Annotated in this window: 16 protein-coding genes and 1 pseudogene; 2 read left to right on the top strand and 15 right to left on the bottom strand. The window is 36.6% G+C overall.

All coding sequences use genetic code 11. The features are described from left to right. Window positions 1-85: 85 nt before the first annotated feature. From V192_RS0100090 to V192_RS0100055, 7 genes are all read right to left on the bottom strand, one after another. Window positions 86-1954 carry an acyltransferase family protein gene (locus V192_RS0100090; protein ID WP_025868388.1) on the bottom strand — a complete coding sequence of 623 codons (1869 nt, stop codon included), beginning with the start codon at window positions 1952-1954 and terminating at the stop codon, window positions 86-88. Between the two features lie 585 nt (window positions 1955-2539). Next, window positions 2540-3793 carry a threonine ammonia-lyase IlvA gene (gene ilvA, locus V192_RS0100080; RefSeq protein WP_025868386.1) on the bottom strand — a complete coding sequence of 418 codons (1254 nt, stop codon included), beginning with the start codon at window positions 3791-3793 and terminating at the stop codon, window positions 2540-2542. Window positions 3794-3864: 71 nt separating this feature from the next. Further along, window positions 3865-4860 (bottom strand): ketol-acid reductoisomerase, encoded by a 996-nt coding sequence (gene ilvC / locus V192_RS0100075; RefSeq protein ID WP_025868385.1) that lies wholly within the window; start codon window positions 4858-4860, stop codon window positions 3865-3867. Window positions 4861-4914: 54 nt separating this feature from the next. Continuing rightward, window positions 4915-5397 (bottom strand): acetolactate synthase small subunit, encoded by a 483-nt coding sequence (gene ilvN, locus V192_RS0100070; RefSeq protein WP_025868384.1) that lies wholly within the window; start codon window positions 5395-5397, stop codon window positions 4915-4917. Window position 5398: 1 nt separating this feature from the next. After that, on the bottom strand, window positions 5399-7093 hold the full coding sequence (ilvB, locus tag V192_RS0100065) for a biosynthetic-type acetolactate synthase large subunit (protein WP_025868383.1): 1695 nt from the start codon (window positions 7091-7093) through the stop codon (window positions 5399-5401). A 13-nt stretch (window positions 7094-7106) separates the two neighbouring features. Beyond that, window positions 7107-8798 carry a dihydroxy-acid dehydratase gene (ilvD, locus tag V192_RS0100060; protein WP_025868382.1) on the bottom strand — a complete coding sequence of 564 codons (1692 nt, stop codon included), beginning with the start codon at window positions 8796-8798 and terminating at the stop codon, window positions 7107-7109. Between the two features lie 562 nt (window positions 8799-9360). Continuing rightward, a complete protein-coding gene (locus tag V192_RS0100055) occupies window positions 9361-9876 on the bottom strand; it encodes a hypothetical protein (RefSeq protein ID WP_025868381.1) in 516 nt (171 codons plus the stop codon). Between the two features lie 325 nt (window positions 9877-10201). On the opposite strand from V192_RS0100055, the gene clpP reads away from it, so the two are divergent. Continuing rightward, window positions 10202-10798: an ATP-dependent Clp endopeptidase proteolytic subunit ClpP gene (gene clpP / locus V192_RS0100050; RefSeq protein ID WP_010760682.1), complete on the top strand. Its 597-nt coding sequence runs from the start codon at window positions 10202-10204 to the stop codon at window positions 10796-10798. 107 nt (window positions 10799-10905) lie between these two features. After that, entirely contained in the window at window positions 10906-11427 is a 522-nt protein-coding gene (locus V192_RS0100045; protein WP_025868380.1) for a DsbA family protein, read from the top strand. Here V192_RS0100045 and V192_RS18820 read toward each other — a convergent pair. From V192_RS18820 to V192_RS18815, 8 genes and pseudogenes are all read right to left on the bottom strand, one after another. Then, the gene (locus V192_RS18820; RefSeq protein ID WP_025868379.1) at window positions 11401-11640 is read right to left on the bottom strand and encodes a hypothetical protein; all 240 of its coding nucleotides are present in this window, start codon (window positions 11638-11640) and stop codon (window positions 11401-11403) included. The two genes, V192_RS0100045 and V192_RS18820, sit on opposite strands and share 27 nt — an antisense overlap. A 47-nt stretch (window positions 11641-11687) precedes the next feature. Next, window positions 11688-12623 (bottom strand): DNA-binding protein WhiA, encoded by a 936-nt coding sequence (gene whiA / locus V192_RS0100035; RefSeq protein ID WP_025868378.1) that lies wholly within the window; start codon window positions 12621-12623, stop codon window positions 11688-11690. A gap of 27 nt (window positions 12624-12650) precedes the next feature. Next, window positions 12651-13649 (bottom strand): gluconeogenesis factor YvcK family protein, encoded by a 999-nt coding sequence (locus tag V192_RS0100030; protein ID WP_025868377.1) that lies wholly within the window; start codon window positions 13647-13649, stop codon window positions 12651-12653. Then, on the bottom strand, window positions 13646-14530 hold the full coding sequence (gene rapZ / locus V192_RS0100025; protein WP_025868376.1) for an RNase adapter RapZ: 885 nt from the start codon (window positions 14528-14530) through the stop codon (window positions 13646-13648). Before rapZ ends, V192_RS0100030 begins: the two co-directional genes overlap by 4 nt. Before the next feature lie 525 nt (window positions 14531-15055). Further along, window positions 15056-16609, bottom strand: coding sequence for a DUF4097 family beta strand repeat-containing protein (locus tag V192_RS0100020; RefSeq protein ID WP_025868375.1), 1554 nt, complete (start codon window positions 16607-16609; stop codon window positions 15056-15058). Then, window positions 16596-16928, bottom strand: a complete 333-nt coding sequence (locus tag V192_RS0100015; protein WP_025868374.1) for a PadR family transcriptional regulator — start codon at window positions 16926-16928, stop codon at window positions 16596-16598. Before V192_RS0100015 ends, V192_RS0100020 begins: the two co-directional genes overlap by 14 nt. A 275-nt stretch (window positions 16929-17203) precedes the next feature. After that, on the bottom strand, window positions 17204-18025 hold the full coding sequence (locus tag V192_RS0100010) for a YusW family protein (RefSeq protein WP_025868373.1): 822 nt from the start codon (window positions 18023-18025) through the stop codon (window positions 17204-17206). A gap of 307 nt (window positions 18026-18332) precedes the next feature. Next, window positions 18333-18863: pseudogene (locus V192_RS18815) on the bottom strand (transposase); the annotation flags it as partial.

The following is an 18863-nucleotide window of genomic DNA, read 5'->3' as shown; positions in this document are numbered from 1 at the left end:
GTAACCCCCATTCTACGAACTGGGGGAACTCACCTAAAATCTGTCTAAAATAAGCAACAAGACTTCGGTTGCTCTTTTTGCAGAATTATTTTAAGACTTGCTTTGCAATAAAACTTGAATATTTTACTTGTCCCTCCACATTTGGATGAACACGATCATCATAAAACCATTCTTCATGATCATTACTGTAACCGTACCAATCAAGTACAACTAAATTTTTATATTTCTTTTTCATCGATTCCAACATTCCATTAACCTCATTTTGCCATCTTCGTGTCGGAACTCGAACATTGATCCAATAAACATTGCGGTTAGAACCGATTGCCGTCATAAATTCATCAAATTGGGCTTCTGTAAACGATCCATTTGTTCCAAGTCCAACAAGAACATTTTTTTTCAACAGCTTTTCTTTATCTAGTTTTTCGATGGTTGGCGTGCTCGTGTATAACTGCCTGCCGACTTCTCCATCGACGATCATTTTAGGAAAAATTTCTTGTAATCCTGCTGCTGCATCTAAAACAACCGAATCACCAAAGGCCGTGATCTCCATCCCTTGGGCTTTCTTGATTTCCTCTGGGGTCAAATCAAGATTGGCTTGTGGTGGTACAGTAGACTGCTTGGTAGAATCTGTTGTCTTTCCTTCATTTTTAGCTTTTTCTTCTGCTTTTCTTTGATCAGCCTTCTTTTTGTTAGCTTCGATATTTTTTTGAAGTTGTTCTTGTTGCGCAGTAACTTCATTGGAAGGGGCCACAGCCAAAGCAAACAAAGCAAAACAAGATAAGACAACACTGATCAAGGCCGTTATTTTTGGTATTGTAACCCACGGCTTGCGGAAAAAGTCTTTGATCGCAAACCATGTATACTGATAATAGAATTTGCCCAGCGGTTTTTCAATAAACCGATAAGAAAGTTCGCTGATACCTAAAATCAAAACAATCTCAATCAATGAATGTAAAAGTACATGATCACTTAAATTTGTGATTTTTGCTTCATAAAAAATCATGACTGGAAATTGATACAAATAAATGCCGTAGCTTCTTTTTCCAAACCAGCTAAATACAGGATTCGTCAGCCAACGATTTAAATCTGCACCAGGATGAGCAGTAACTGCAACCAATAACGTTGCGAAAATACTGACAATAAACATACCGCCATAATATACAAAAGCAAAATGGTCTGCTAAAAATAAAAAGGAGAGCAAAAGGACGGCTAGTGATGCAATACCGACTCCATTTAACAGCGTTTTGGCTTTTATTGGAATTTCTTCTTTTAAACGGAAACTTGGCCAAACAAAGGCCAAACCACTTCCCATCAATATCGAAAATAACCTCGTATCTGTTCCATAATACACTCTTGTCGGATCTGCTCCGGGTGTGTACAATACTGCCATCAAAATCCCAGAACTAACAGCCAGTGCCATAATCAATCCAAATATTTTCCCACTGTGTTTTATATACTTTTTAAGAACAATAAATAACAACGGCCAAATTAAATAATTCTGTGCCTCAACAGCAAGTGACCAAATATGAGTGAATGGCGATTGCGTTGTAAATCGATCAAAGTACGAGAACCCTCTAAAAATCTGCCACCAATTATTATAATAAAATACACTGCTGGCAAAAACGCTACGTAAGTTATTAAGTAAATCTTTTTGAAAAAACACAATATAAGCTGACGCTCCGACCAGCATGGCAATAAGCCCGGGGTAAAGCCGTTTCATTCGCCGAATATAAAATCCTTTAACATCGATTGTTTCATTTTGAAGCCACTCTTGTCTTAGTAAATCCGTAATCAAATATCCAGAAACCGCAAAAAAAATAGGGACGCCTAAATAGCCCCCGCGCATGATATTAGGGAACAAATGATAGAGAATCACGCCGACAACCGCAATAGTTCGGATCCCATCGAACCCGGTAATATAACGACGATTTTCTAATCTTTTTTTATTATTCATTTATATTTTCCAACTTTACTAGTATTCTTTTTTATAATTCGAGTAATTTTTAACAAAGGAAACATGATGTGTAAATGACAGATGATAGAAAAAATAAGTCGCGTTTGACCAAAAAAGGTGGTCTGTTGAAGTGTAAAAAAATTTCTATCTAGCTCATGCTCTTTGACGGTCGTTGTTTTTTTTTGACCGATTTGTTGTAGTAAGTTTAATATACGTTCTTTCTTACTAAATGGCAAGGACTCTTCCTCTGATTTTTAATTTTTTTAAGCAAATTTTAGATATTTTTTTCTGGACAAAATCAAAGTGCCCTAAACGACCTAAAAAGGTGGCTTTTACCGTCTTTTATTTTATACTTAAAATCAGTTTAATAAATATAAAATAGTCTTTGACTCAGATTTTCTTGGTCTATCGAGCTATTCATTTTTTTCAATTAATCTATTTTTTTTAAATAATGGATCTTATCTATTTTTCGTATATAATGTAGTTATCATCTGCTATAAAAAAAGCTAAACAAAAAGTTGATAAAAAACTTTTTGTTTAGCTTTATTATTCATTTCTCTTTAATCTTAATACTTTCAGTCATTTTTAAACCAGTAATGCATATAAGGAAGGATTATCACTTAAATCAATATATTTAGGGTCAAATTGCGCCATTTTATTTAGCAAATTGGGCAATTCTTCTTTATTCTTCAATAAAATTCCTAAAACAACTGGACCTGTCCCGCGATTGACTTTTTTTGTATACTCAAAACGAGTAATATCGTCATCAGGTCCTAAAATATCCGTCACGAACTCTCGTAACGCTCCTGGACGTTGAGGAAAATTGATGACAAAATAATGTTTGAGTCCTTCAAAAATCAATGAACGCTCTTCGATTTCCTCCATGCGATTGATATCATTATTACCGCCGCTGATAATGCAAACAACAGTCTTTCCTCGGATATCGTCTTTGATCAGCTCTAATGCAGATACACTCAAGGCACCTGCTGGCTCTACAACGATTGCTTGTTTTGTATATAATTCTAATATAGTGGAACAAACTTGCCCTTCGTCTACTGCTAATAATTGGTCGACATATTCAAGTGCATGCTCGTACGTTAAATCTCCAACTTGTTTAACTGCTGCGCCATCGACAAATTTTTCCACACTATCTAGCATTACTGGTTTTCCTTGATCAAAGGCCGCCCGCATAGATTGAGCACCAAGCGGCTCTACACCAATGACAGCTGTAGTTGGACTAACACTTTTGGTATATGCTGAAACGCCGCTGACTAACCCTCCACCACCAATCGCTGCTAACAAATAATCTACCTGAAATTCCGAATCCTTTGCTTCTTGAAATACTTCTACCGCTACAGTTCCCTGACCAGCCATAATGTTTAAATCATTAAAAGGATCAATAAATGCTTTGTTATTGGCTTTGGCATACTCTTTAGCAGCTTTGGCAGATGCATCGAACGTATCACCAATTAATTGCACCGTTACTTCATCTCCTCCAAAAAATTTTACTTGGGAGATTTTTTGCTGTGGTGTTGTTGTTGGCATAAAAATAGTGGCTGCAACATTCATTTCATGACAAGTATAAGCTACACCTTGAGCGTGATTGCCAGCACTAGCGCAAACTACACCGTTTTTTAGCTTATCTGGAGAAGTTTGTTTAATTGCATAGTAGGCTCCTCTTAATTTGAAAGAACGCACTTTTTGTAAATCTTCTCTTTTTAAATAAACATTACATTGATATTTCTGAGATAGATATAGATCGTATTGTAACGGTGTCTTTGTTACGACATTACTTAGTGCATCATATGCTGCTTCGATTTTTGCTTTTGTTAATTTCACCAAATTCCCCTCACCTCTTACTATGTAAAAGGTTGAGAAAAATATTCTTTTCTCAACCTTTAATTACTAGTTTAGTCTTCTCTTGATACAAAAGGCATCATCTTACGTAGTTCTGCTCCAACTTTTTCAATTGGGTGTCCAGCATTTTCTTTACGCATTTGATTGAATTCTTTGAAGCCATTTTTATTATCATCAATGAAGCCTTTAGCAAATTTACCATTTTGAATATCTGTTAAAACGTCTTTCATATTTGCTTTTGCTTCTGCAGTTACAACACGAGGACCTGAAACGTAATCACCGTATTCCGCAGTATTTGAGATAGAATTACGCATTTTCTCAAATCCTCCTTCATAAATAAGGTCAACAATCAATTTCAATTCGTGGCATACTTCAAAATATGCTAATTCTGGTTGGTAGCCAGCTTCTGTTAATGTTTCAAAACCTGCTTCGATCAAGCTTGTTAAACCACCACACAACACTGCTTGTTCACCGAATAAGTCTGTTTCCGTTTCTTCTTTAAAGGTTGTTTCTAATACTCCAACACGTGTTGCTCCGATTCCTTTTGCATAAGACAATGCAACATCACTCGCTTTTCCCGTTGCATCTTGATAAACTGCAAATAACGCAGGTACTGCAAATCCTTCTGTAAAGGTACGGCGAACAAGATGTCCTGGGCCTTTAGGAGCAACTAAGAAAACATCCACATCTTTTGGTGGGTTGATTACATCAAAGTGAATATTGAAGCCATGTCCGAATGCTAACGCATTGCCTGCTTCTAAGTTTGGTGCAATCTCTTTGTCATAAAGATCTCCTTGAATTTCATCTGGAGCTAAAATCATCACAACATCTGCTTTTTTAGATGCTTCTTCAACTGATAATACATCAAATCCATCATTACGAGCAGCTTCTGCTGATTTTCCTTCACGGATTCCGATGATTACTTGATTGCCATTGTCTCTTAAGTTTTGCGCATGGGCATGTCCTTGTGAACCATAGCCGATGATCGCGATTGTTTTACCTTCTAGTTGATTGTTCTCTACTGAATTATCATAATATACTTTTGCCATTATTGAACCCTCCAAATTTTTTATGCTTATAAGCGTATGCTTTAAGACCCTTTTTTAGTTGTTGCCTCTAGTAAATCCTGTAACGCCTGTTCGTGCTAATTGTTTAATACCATAAGGCGCAACGACATCTACGAATGCACTGATTTTTTCACTAGTTCCTGTGACTTGAATCACAACAGAGCGTGTCCCAACATCGATGACATTTGCTCGAAATGGATCGATCACTGAAAAAAGTTCAGCTCGAACAGCTGCTGGAGCATTGACTTTGACTAATGCTAATTCTCTTTCTAAATGTGCTTCATCTGTGATGTCGGAAACTTTGATCACATCGATTTGCTTGTTTAATTGTTTGGTCACTTGTTCACTTTCATTTAAATCTGCCACTTGGACAACAATCGTGATCCGTGAAACCTCATCCAATTCTGTTGGGCCTACCGAGATGCTATCAATATTGACTTGTCGGCGTGTCAGTACACCACTGAAGCGATTTAAGACACCGGAATTATTATTGACGGTTGCTGTAATGATTCGTCTCATTTTAGTCCACCCCCAGCATTTGATAGTTTGCTTTACCTGCCGGAACCATCGGCAATACATGTTCCGTTGGTGATACCATGACTTCGATCAACAAAGGACCAGTTTCTTTAAACGCCTCAGTCAATTCAGCTTCCACAGTTTTTGGATCTTCTATTCTAATTCCTTTGATATGATAAGCTTCTGCCATCTTCACAAAGTCAGGCTGCGTTTCAAAAACAGATTCTGAACGGCGTTCGTCAAAGAAACTTTCTTGCCATTGCCGCACCATTCCTAATGAGCGATTATTTAAAATCACGATTTTGATTGGAATATTGTATATATTTAAAATAGCTAACTCTTGGTTCGTCATTTGGAATCCACCATCGCCAACAAAAAGGACGACCTCTTTATCGGGACAACCTAGTTTTGCTCCGATAGCAGCAGGAACACCGTATCCCATTGTTCCTAATCCACCACTTGTCACAAGTTGCTTTTCATTTTTAAATGGATAAAACTGAGCAGCCCACATTTGGTGCTGTCCTACATCCGTTGCAACAATCGCCTCGCCTTTTGTTAACTCACCAATAAATTCAATGACCTTTTGTGGTTTGATTTCTGCTTGTTGCTCTTTATCATATTTGAATGGATGTCGCTTTTTCCGTGAAAGATTCAGCTTCTTCCAATCAGTAGTATCTACGCACGTTACCTCGATTTTAAGCATTTCTTTTAGTGTTTCTTTAGCATCGGCCACGATTGGAATTTGTGTTTCGATCGTTTTACCAATTTCAGCTGGATCGATATCAACATGAGCAATCACTGCATTGGGCGCAAATTCTTTAGGTGCGCTAGCTAAGCGGTCATCAAAGCGAGAACCAATGTTGATCAAAAAATCGCAATCAGTCAACGCCATATTTGCTGCAAATGAACCATGCATACCACCCATTCCTAAGAAGAGCTCATTATTTGTTGGCACAGCTCCTAATCCTAGTAGTGAGCTTAATGCAGGTAGTTGATATTTGTTGATGAATTCCACTAGTTCTTTTCCTGCATCTGCATGCAAGACTCCTGCTCCAACTAATACCAATGGTTTTTTTGCAACAGTTAAAGCATCCATCAGTTTTTTCACTTGAAGCTTATTTGGTTTTACTGTAGGCTGATAGCTTGGTAAGTTTAGTTTGACCTCCGTATCTACCGCCGCTTCCATTATGGTTATATCTTTTGGTAAATCAATCACCACAGGACCTTTTCTGCCTGTCGTTGCTATATGAAACGCTTCTTCAATGATCCTCGGTAATTCCTTTGTCTCCCGAACCTGGTAATTATTTTTGGTGATCGGCATTGTCAGCCCTAGAACATCAGCTTCTTGAAAAGCATCCTTTCCTATTCCATCTGAAACTACTTGTCCGGTGAAAACAATCATTGGTATTGAATCGCTCATTGCATCTGCAATGCCGGTGATCGCATTTGTCGCCCCAGGACCACTAGTCACGATGACAACTCCTGGTTTACCTGTTGCTTTGGCATATCCTTCTGCTGCATGAACGGCTCCTTGCTCATGTCTCGTTAAAATATGTGGAATGTCCCCATCATATAACGCATCATAGAGAGGAAGCACTGCTCCACCGGGATAGCCAAAAATCATCTCTACCTCTTGCTTCAACAACGCATCAATTAAAATCCTTGAACCATTTTTCATTTTTCTCTCTTGTTCTGCCATGAACTACCCTCCTCTAGTCTAGCAAGTCTTCTGGAATCTGCATGATTCCTCCTGTGTGAGCAGATGTTACCAGTGCCGTATATCGAGCTAAGTATCCTGTTTTTACTTTCGCTTTGAATTTCGGCAATTGGTCATTTCTTTTAGCCAACTCTTCATCTGAAACATGTAATTCTAATGTTCGATTGACTAAATCAATTTCGATTTCATCCCCATCTTGAACCAATGCGATCGGGCCTCCAGCGGCTGCTTCTGGCGAAATATGTCCTACTGCGATTCCCCGGGTCGCTCCTGAGAAACGACCATCTGTAATCAGAGCAACGTCTTTGCCTAAACCTCGCCCAACAATACTAGACGTTGGTGCCAACATTTCTGGCATACCTGGTCCACCTTTTGGTCCTTCATAACGAATCACAACAACATGACCTTTTTTTACAGTATGATCATCAATTGCAGCTACGGCTTCATCATGAGAACTGAAACAAATCGCTTTCCCTACAAATTTTTTGATTGATGGGTCTACTCCGCCAACTTTGATCACACTGCCTTTTGGTGCAATGTTTCCATATAAAATAGACAAACCACCAACTGGGCTGTATGGATTTTCTTTTGGATGAATCACTTCTTCATTTTTGATCACAGCATCCTGAACATTTTCACGAATCGTTTTTCCAGTTACTGTGATGCGGTCTGGATGGATCGCATCCCCTAAGTCTACTAACTCTTTCATGATTGCTGGAACACCACCTGCTTCATGAACATCATGCATGGAATAAGCAGAAGATGGCGCAATTTTCGATAGGTATGGAACTCGCTCAGCGATTGCATTAACTTCTTCTAAGTTGTAATCAATCTCCGCTTCATTTGCAATTGCCAAGGTATGCAAGACTGTATTAGTTGAACCGCCCATTGCCATATCTAATGCAAAAGCATCATCGATTGCTTCTTTAGTAATGATATCTCTTGGTTTGACTTGGTTTTTGACCAAGTCCATCAAATGAAATGCTGATTTTCTAACGAGTTCTCTTCGCTCGTCTGACACCGCTAAAATCGTTCCATTCCCCGGTAAAGCCATCCCTAAAACTTCCATCAAACAATTCATGGAATTGGCTGTGAACATACCTGCACATGAGCCGCAAGTTGGACAAGCATTTTGTTCCATAAAGTTAAATTCTTCTTCAGTCATTTTGCCTTCTTTAAATGTGCCGACAGCTTCGAACATATTAGATAGTGTCGTTGTATGACCCCTTGGATCAACACCCGCTTTCATCGGTCCACCTGAACAAAAGATTGCAGGGACATTCGTTCGAACGCTGGCCATCAACATGCCTGGAGTGATTTTGTCACAGTTTGGTATGTAGAAGACACCGTCAAACCAATGAGCATTGATTACCGTCTCTGCTGCATCCGCAATGATCTCTCTACTAGGTAATGAGTAACGCATCCCTATGTGCCCCATAGCAATTCCATCATCTACCCCAATCGTATTGAACTCAAAAGGAATACCTCCAGCTTCACGGATTGCTTCTTTGGCAACATCGGCTAATTCTCTTAAATGCACATGACCTGGCACAATATCGATATAAGAATTACAAATTGCTATAAACGGCTTTTGCATATCTTTGGCATTTTTCACCTGACCTGTCGCATAAAGCAAACTTCTGGCCGGTGCTGCTTCAATTCCTTTTTTTATTTGATCACTACGCATTTTCATCCACTCCAATTCAGTCGTTTCTAGAAGAACTAGTTCTAATTCCTCTGTTTCGTTTTCTTATTTATTCTGCTCGCCTCTTTACAATACTTTCTACAAAAAAAGCACCCCATCGATTGAATGGGATGCTTTAGTAAGACCCCCATTTACCAAAGACAAACAGGACTCTAACATCTGCGAAATTTCTCAGTGTTCTAAGTCCTACACGATAAAATAATGACTAATACGTGATTGTTTGTCTTTTTCATGGCAATGGTCTCCTCTTTTAAAAAATCTATAAAGATTAAAATAGCATGTGATAAATAAAAGCTTTTGTTAACTATAAACCTAATAAATGAGAATGTCAATAAAATTTGGTAAAAAGATTCAGAAAATTCTAAAAACGTTTGTATTTCCTTTCTTACTTATTGTTTTTCATTTTCGTTGCAATTGAAGTGAAGCGGTTTCAAAAGTTGATTTCCCTTTTTAAGTCCAAATTATTTCCTAATATTTTCTCATCAAATTAAATCAAAAAAAAACGACTGCTCATTATTGCGTGAGCAGTCGTTATTCGAGTGTCTTAGCCTTTTTGGAAGTAATAGAGGGGCTTATGTGTTAAACGTTTCATTTGTCTTTTCTTATCTTCAATGATCGAAAGTAGCTCTTCTGAGAAGCTTTCTAAGATAACTCGACCGCCTTTATAGGTGCTTCCTCCCATTGAAATCACTTCATCAGGAGTCAGGATCACCTTTCTATGGGCAATCTTTTTGAAAAACTCTTCAATCAAATATGTAGGCAAATAGAAATTATTTTGAGCTGAAAACGATTCTAAATAGATAAAATCATCAATGCTGATATAACAGTCATCCATTGAGATAAAATTCACGGATTTATCTACATAAATATCTCTTTTCTGCAGAATCTCATTAATTTTCTTGTTCAAAAGATTCAGTGTTTCTATCTCTTTGACGAAATTTTCTAATTCTCGATAACGTACTGCTTTTCGTTCTTCATATGTTACACGTAACGCAACACCAACTGATACAATCACTGCACCAATCAAGACACCGGTCATACCTGCGATAAAAACAACCATTCGGATTCCCTCACCCTTTCGTTCTTGTTTTTTCAGTATAACATATTCTTTCACAAGCGTAAAAAAAAAGAGAACTAAAACAAAAAAATTAAAAGTTATTTTGCTTAGTTTTCAGTTTAATCATCCTCTCTCCTGATCTTTTCATAACAACTATTGTGTACATTCTTTAATGAAGGTTTTAAAACCATATACTGGTTCATTTTGAGTGGCTTTTCAGAGCATTAAGGTTGACCTTTATTGACCAATAAAGTATACTTTTTTTAGGCATTACCGTATGCTTTGTGATAAAATAGTTTGAAGAGTTTTTATATAGGAGGAATATACTATGAATTTAATACCAACAGTTATTGAACAATCATCTCGTGGAGAAAGAGCCTATGATATTTATTCACGACTATTAAAAGATAGAATCATTATGTTAAGTGGTCCGATCGATGATAATGTAGCCAACTCAGTCATTGCCCAATTACTATTTTTGGATGCCCAAGACTCTGAAAAAGATATTTATATTTATATCAACTCACCAGGGGGAAGTGTTTCTGCTGGATTAGCGATTTTCGATACAATGAATTTTGTTAAAGCTGATGTTCAAACAATCGTTCTCGGAATGGCTGCTTCTATGGGAAGTTTCTTACTAACAGCTGGTACAAAAGGCAAACGCTTTGCATTACCAAATGCTGAAATTATGATCCATCAACCATTAGGCGGCGCACAAGGTCAAGCAACTGAGATCGAAATCGCAGCGAAACACATTCTTGATACACGTGATCGCTTGAATAAAATCTTAGCAGAGCGTACTGGTCAACCACTTGAAGTGATTGAACGCGATACGGATCGTGATAACTTTATGACAGCTCAACAAGCTAAAGAATACGGTTTGATCGATGAAGTAATGGAAAACAGCAGCTCTTTAAGTAAGTAATACGATCGATGCCCGAAATTTCTTTTGAAATTTTTGGGCATTTTTATTTAAACTCTAGCTAAAAAGCGCTACACTAAAGATAGAAGAAATGAAAGGATGTTAGTAAAATGGATATTTCAGTTATTGATGCAACAAAGGTTACTACAAAAAATGGTTTAGCCATTGGAAAAGATTCAGCTCCAATAAAAATGGTCGAATTTATGAATGTTCGTTGTCCGTATTGTAAAAAATGGTTTGAGGAGTCTTTTGATTTATTGAATGAATACGTCAAAGAAGGCAAAGTGCAACGAATCATCAAACTTTTAGATAAAGAAAAGGAAAGCTTGCAACGTGGAAACGTGATGCATCATCATATTAATTATGATTTACCCGAAAAGGGCTTGACTGACTTGAAACAAATGTACGATACACAAGATCAATGGGGAAATCTTTCTTTAGAAGATGTCGCAGTATTTGCTGAAGATAATTTGCAGTTGTCTAAAAAAGAAGAAACTAAGATCGTTCAAGACATAATTGCTGAAGCAGAAGCGGCAAATATCAAGTTTGTCCCAACGATCGTGATCGGTGAACATATCTTTGACGAATCTGTTACTAAAGAAGAATTAATTGGTTATATAGAAGGTAAATAAAAATGAGACAAAGCTACTCGGGCTTTGTCTCATTTTTTCAGTTTTACAAGTGAAACGTGATTTCTTTTCAGCTGTAGAATCTTCCACTTCGTTTTGTGCATCTTCTCCAAAGCCTAAAATCTTATCTACATCTTCTTTTCCAAGAAAATCTCCTAGACCTTCTCCGAGCTGTTTGATTTGTCTCATAATAAAATCTTTATCTTCTACGCCCATTCTATTCACCAAACTCTCTGCTATTCGTCATAGCAATTCATAAGAAGTTACGCGCTTTTTTCTCTTAGTTTATCAGCGAACTCATTGATTTTACGAATCCGATGATTAATCCCAGATTTTGAAATTGCACCAGAAGGAATCATCTCACCTAATTCCTTTAAGCTCACTTCAGGATGCTCCAAACGTAATTCGGCGATTTCCTGTAATTTCCCTGGTAAAGCCGCTAAGCCTACTGTACTTTCGATATACTGAATATTATCGATTTGTTTTGACGCAGCATCGATTGTTTTATTAAGATTCGCCGTTTCACAGTTGACTAATCGATTCACTGAATTACGCATATCACGGACGATACGAACATCTTCAAATTTTAACATTGAGTTTGTCGCACCAATCAACGTTAGAAAATCGGCAATCCGCTCGGCCCCTTTTAGGTAGGAAATATAACCATTTCTTCGCTCCAATGTTCTTGCATTTAAGTCATAATAGTTCAACATCTGACAAATATCATCATTGTGCTCTTCATAAATCGAAAATATTTCCAAATGATAACGGCTAGTTTCTGGATTATTAACAGACCCTGAAGCCATGAAAGCACCCCTTAAATAGGATCTCATTTTTTGGGCATTTCCTATGATATCCTCTGACACATGTGTATTAAACATCATTCCATCCAATATATCCAAATCAGCAAGAACATTTTTAGTGCCCTGTTTTAAGCGAACGATATAGACATTGTTCTTCTTTAACTTCATTTTCTTTCGAACTAGTAATTCCGAACGGACATCATAATGATCTTTTAAAAGAGAATAGATTCGTCTGGCAATCGCGGCATTTTCTGTCTGAACATTCAATACAAATTGTTGATTCACAATGCTTAATGAACCATTCATACGGATTAATGCAGCCAACTCTGCTCTAGCATGTTCCCGATGAACTTCTAAAGTGGTCAGCTCTTTTTTTACATCTGCTGCAAAAGACACTTATCTCTCCTCCTCTCTATCTTTTCTTTAATATCTCGCGCCAAATACAATACGGAATAGTTCATCCACCACTTTATCACCATCATGGAAAACACCGCCATCTCGTAATTTTAGAAAATCAGTTGAAATCACACGACAGCCTTCATCTCTTAACTTCTTAAAATCATGTTCTACTTGGACTAGATACTCATCATAGACTTCTGGGTCCATATAGCCTTCTGGTACATTTTCAGTATTCACTAAAACTGTATCTACAAATTTGCTTTTTAGATGTTCATGTAATACACACACATGGTCTGCATCGCTAAAATGCTCGGTCTCCCCTTTTTGAGTCATGATATTACAAATATACACAACCTCAGCCTCTGCATTGATGATTGCTTCACCGATCTCATTGATTACCAGATTAGGTAAAATACTTGTAAACATACTTCCAGGTCCTAACACGATCATATCCGCTTCTTCGATCGCCTTTACCACTTTTCTAGCAGCTTTTGGCTGTTCATCATCATTCGTGTTAGTCACAAAAACATGATCGATCGTTTTTCGGTCGACCGCAATATTGGATTCACCGACTGCGATTGTGCCATCTTTAAATACAGCATGAAGAGTCAATGGTCGTTCTGACGAAGGATAAATATGACCGTCCACATGCATCATCTTTGAAAGTAGCTGAATAGCCTCATAGGTACTGCCGCGCATTTCAGAAACAGCTGCAATGATCAAATTGCCGATGGCATGATTGGCAAAATAATTGTCAGATTTATCAAAACGATATTGAAAAATATCCTCATACAACTGAGGCATATCAGAAAGTGCCACTAATACGTTTCTTAAATCTCCAGGCGGTGTCATATTCATTGATTCTCGAATTTCACCGCTACTGCCGCCGTCATCGGCCACTGTTACGACTGCTGTGATATCTGCGCTTTGATTACGAAGGCTTTTTAAGATAACGGGTAAACCAGTCCCACCACCGACAACGACGATTTTGGGTTTTCTAATACGGTACGTTTTCATTTTCATGAGCGGTTCACCGTCTCTTTCCGCTTCCCTTTATCGCGATGCGTAATATTAACATGATAGTCTTGTTCCAGATCTTTACCAACTCGTTCAGTTAAAGCCACAGAACGATGCTGTCCTCCAGTACAACCGATAGCAATCGTAATGCTTGATTTTCCTTCTTTTTCATAGCCAGGCATCACATTTTTTAACAAATCGATAAAACGAGTATAAAAACTTTCCGTCTCTGGAAAGCTCATGACGTAATCATAAACAGATGGATCCTGTCCAGTCAAAGGCCGCAACTCTGGGATATAGTGTGGATTTGGTAAGAAACGAACATCCATCACAATATCGGCATCGATCGGCAAGCCATACTTGAAGCCAAAAGAAACTAATTCCACACGAAACTCATGGGTATCTCTTGATTTAAATTCTTCATTGATTCTTTCTCTTAATTGTCTAGGGGACAAATCAGTTGTATCAATAACAACTTGAGCATCCCCTCTAATTTCTTCAAGAATCGCCCGCTCTTTTCTAATTCCTTCTGTAATTAGGCCATCCATCGCTAACGGATGCGCACGACGAGTCTCTTTATAACGCGAAACAAGTTCTTCATCAGTCGCATCCAAAAACATGATTGTTGTATCAATCAGATTCGTATTTTCAAGTTCAACTAACATATCTTGAATCTCTCTAAAAAAATTGCGGGAACGTAAATCGATCACCAAGGCGATTTTTGTTACTTTCCCAGATTCTTTGATCAACTCCCAGAACTTAGGAATCAAGCTTGGAGGCATATTATCAATACAAAAATACCCCATATCTTCAAAACTTTGAATGGCCACAGTTTTCCCTGCTCCGCTCATTCCAGTAATTATCACTAATTGTAAATTATCAGCCATTTTTTAGCGCTCCTTTGGAAACATTTTACTAATTATAACATTCCGGGCGTATCAAAGAAAGCTTTTCTAACCTTTCTAGTCTTTCGTTCAGGTTTTCTTAGGATTTAGACAAAAAGCTCAAATAAACGGATAGAAAAAAAGAGACCACACTCCGTTTCGACTACATCAACTTCTAAGAGCTATGCTCTAAGCGTTGAAGGTCTTCGGAATAAGCCAAGATTATTGAGTATTGCTAGTTTGAAGAATACCAAGTAAGTACCAAGAATCATTCGTTTATAAACTTACATGATTCTTGGCAATTTTCGTGAATTCTCCCTTATTGCTACGTGATGGGAGTAATTGCTTTCTCGCCAAAAGCCTACCGCAGTTAACTATTATTGTAAAATACCTACCTGGTTCTCGTAGCTAAAAACATTGGCCAAAGCCTATTTGAACCTTTACACAATCACTTAAAATCAGCATGAAAACACAAGAAATTCATCCTTATATGTCCATGCTGATTTTTGGATTAAATGATTCGTTTGCTTATTGCTTTTCGTCTTTCTCAATAATACGAATATCGCCTGTCTTCGTCTTAATCGACACTTTGTAAGCAGCGTCTTGTTTATTTTCAAATTCATTGCTCACTTTTCCAGATTCACTCGACAATTCAAAATCAACGGCTGAATTATAGTTTTGAATCCATTTAACAATGCCTGTATCACTATATATAACAGCATCAAGCGGGTTTTCTTCATAGACAATGACCTGACCTTTTTTATTATTTAGTGTCAAGTTTCCTTCTAGATCCGTCAAAACTATTTTTCCGTTTTCATTTTCAATCGCTGTTTTACCGATTTGTTTTTCTATTATAGTAATACCTTCCCTATTTGAAACAGCCAATAAATCGATTGCACTTGAACTAACGACGTTTTTCCCAATTTCATTTTTGATGGTCATTTTTTTGCTTGTTATATCATTTAAATTGATCAATCCTGCTTGAGAGGTTACTTCGATTTCCCCTTGTCCTTCTTTCAAAATAGACTTGCCTTGTTTGTTATTAAGTTGAATATCGGCATAAAAATTAGAAATTGTTGTCTCTGCTTTATCACTCTCAATATTAATTTGGTCAGAGTAAATATCATTTAAACGTAATTCACCAGCTTCGATATTGATTGTTAATTTCTCAGCTTGTAGGTGACTTAAAAAAACTGTTCCTTGATTAAGAGTAAATGAGACATCAACAAATGGCTCTTTTTGTGGTAAATAAAATATAACTTCACTTTTTTCCATACGCTTCAATAGACCAAAGCAATCTTTCGTTCCAAGTTGAATGGTGGTTTTCTTTTCAGATGTGGTCACTAGTTTATCTTCATCTGCTTTTTTTAAGTACCCTTCGATTTCAACCTTTGGTGTCTCATCATTGCCAATCGGTATCGTGCTTATTTCAACTGGATATTCAGAAAAAAAGGCAGCTTTGTCTTTAGTCAATTCTTCCAGTTCAAATACTTTCTTATAGTAGTTCCCTTCGTAAAACCATTGACCACTAAATAAAGTCACGCCACTAACGAATAAGCTGATGATGCTAAGTAGAAAAATCGCACGAATATGTAACATTTTTTTCCCTCTAAGAAACCAAATGAAATAATATAAAACACATAAGAAAAAAAGTGCTAAACTAATCGGACCAATTGCAAAGAAGCCCTCTTGAACAGCATAAATCATCGCAAAACTGAACAAATAAATCACTAGAACTGAACACAAAATAGCCAAAATGAGATAGGAAATTAGTTTAGCCTTTTTCAATTGCTTTTTACGTTTTAATTGTTGGTCTTTTTTATAGACTTTCTTTACATCTTCCACAGCAATAATATCGGTCTCTGCTTTTAATGCTTTATCTAATCGTTGGTCTTCATAAAATGAAGCAGCTATTGTTTCTGGATCACCTAATCCTTTTACTATCTCTTGTTCTGTTTTACCTTCATCTAACTGAATGTCTATCTGTTCGACTAAATCCTCCTTGATTTCGTTAAATGAATCCATATCACTCTCTAAAAAATGAGATTTCATTTCTTCAAAGAAATCTTCAATCTTCTTCATTATCTTCCTCCATTTTTATCAACGATACATTTTTTACAAAAATAGTCCATTCCGATTCCAAATCGGTTAAGTACTCTCTACCTGCAATTGTAATTTTATAATATTTTCTTGCCGGCCCATTGGAAGACTCTTTTAAATACGTTTCACAATATCCTTCTTTGACTAGGCGTCTTAAAATTGGATACAAAGCTCCCTCTGTCAGTGAAATATATTTATCAACTTTTTGTGTCAACTCATAGCCATAGCGATCTCTATTTTGTAATAGGTATAATACACACAGCTCTAAAACACCTTTTTTAAACTGATTTGTTTTTCCCAAGTCAGATTGCCGCCTTCCAAATGTAATGGTTTCTTTTTTGAACTCCAAAGCTTAGTTTAACTTATTTCTATTATAAGTGAAAGAGCTTGTACTGGATCTAAAAAAAGAGGCCCGCTCAACTGATTTATTTTTATTGCTTGATTCTTATAATTGTATAAAAAAGATGGAACAAACCGCCAACAGTTTTGTTCCATCTTTCCAAATTCGGATAATTGACAAAATAAAAGGAATCCATCCTCATATCCGTCACGTTCTTCCGACTGATTGTTTAAAGATTATTTGATTTTAAAATCAACTTTTGATTTATCCGCAAATTTTACTTTAAAATCAAATTTTTTGAATTTTTGACTGGCATTAAGTTTACTGATCACATGATTTTTGATTTCTGTTTTACTGCTATTTTTAGCATCTAAACCTACAAAAAGGGCTTCGATTGTTTTTTGTGCTTTAGCTCCTTCAGTTTTTTCACCTGTAAATTCATTAACATATTTTGCTTTTACTGTACCATTTGATTTTACGTCATATTCTAATTCGATCTCTTTGTTTTTGTATTCAATTTCAATATCAATTTCTTTTACAGCTTTGCTTAGTGTTCCTTGGTTACTTTCCTCAGTTGATTCCAAAGTTGACTCTTCTGTTGCCCCAGAATCCTCAGTGTTTGATTCACCTGTTTCCGGATTTGTGATTTCTCCTACTGTTCCAATGTTTACAGTATTAAAATAAGGCTTATTCACAGTTATTACTTTCAAAGATAAACCTTCATTGTGTGCAATATCAGTCAAAATTCCGATCGCTTGATATTGACTTTGAACAAAACGATCTGCGATTCTTTTAGCATCAGCTGAATTATAGCCTAACTTCACCCAAGTTTTTGTATCTTTTAAAGACGTATATACATGATTTATTGATGCCAAATCTAATTGCTCATTCGTTGCTTTTTCTAAATCTTCTTTTGTAAAGCTAACGATTTTCTCGTACGCTGTTTCAGAAATCACAGTTGAAGCACTTGCTGCTACTCCTCCCGAAAAAGCTGTTACACCAACTGATAAAGCTACTCCTGCTACAAGTAATGATTTTGTCAAATTTTTCATTTTCATTAATAATCTTCCTTTCTTATTTCATATCCCTTTTTCTGTAGTCGTTATAAAACAATAACTAACTTACAACAGTAGTATACAGTCTATAGTACTGTTCGTCAACCAATCTTTAGAAAGATATATTTATAAAATTTGATATAAGATTTATATCAAAACAATATCGTTAATATTGAAATATATTGTCGATCTAAAAAAAAGAATCCATAACAAACATTGAAATGTTGGCTCTTTGTCAAATCGGACTGATGAGTAGAAATAAGGAGGTTGGTTATTGAAAGAGAAAGGCTTTCGATAACCAACTTCTTTGTTATGTCATTTTTATCAAATCATTCATAAGAAAAATTCGTGTTTTCATATTTTGAAAGGATTTAAAACCATAAGAGACACGTTTCAATGTCTTTATATGTGTATTCATKGCTTCCAGCTTYCCATTWGAATAAGGGTAAATCATGGCATTACGAATCCCTTCTTCATAAGAGAGTAAGTGGCTAATAGTTGTACGAAAGGTCTCATCCAATTCCTCTGGAAGAGAGCGTAATTGTTCAAAGAATTGTTCATGATCTTTCCTTCGGAAAGTTTCTGTTAATTCATGAAATACTTGATACGTAAAACGCAGTGCTGGAGAAAAATCAAGGAGTCGATCAATCATCATAGCTTCTGTCAGATAAGGAATAGTTAGCTCTAAAACTGCGCCATGTTTTGTAAGTTGAATGATTAATGTTGGCACGATCTTTCAATAAAAAATCGCCAATTACTTTTCAATTTTATTGGCTAAATTATGCTTATTATCTTGCCTTAATCGGGCAACCTCTTTGATGCGAAAGGTATTAAAGGCGCG

The organism is Enterococcus crotali (genome assembly GCF_000633635.1).
GTDB lineage: Bacteria > Bacillota > Bacilli > Lactobacillales > Enterococcaceae > Enterococcus_L > Enterococcus_L crotali.
Note: the sequence above shows the minus strand (reverse complement) of the source record. Positions and strands in the feature narration are given on the sequence as shown.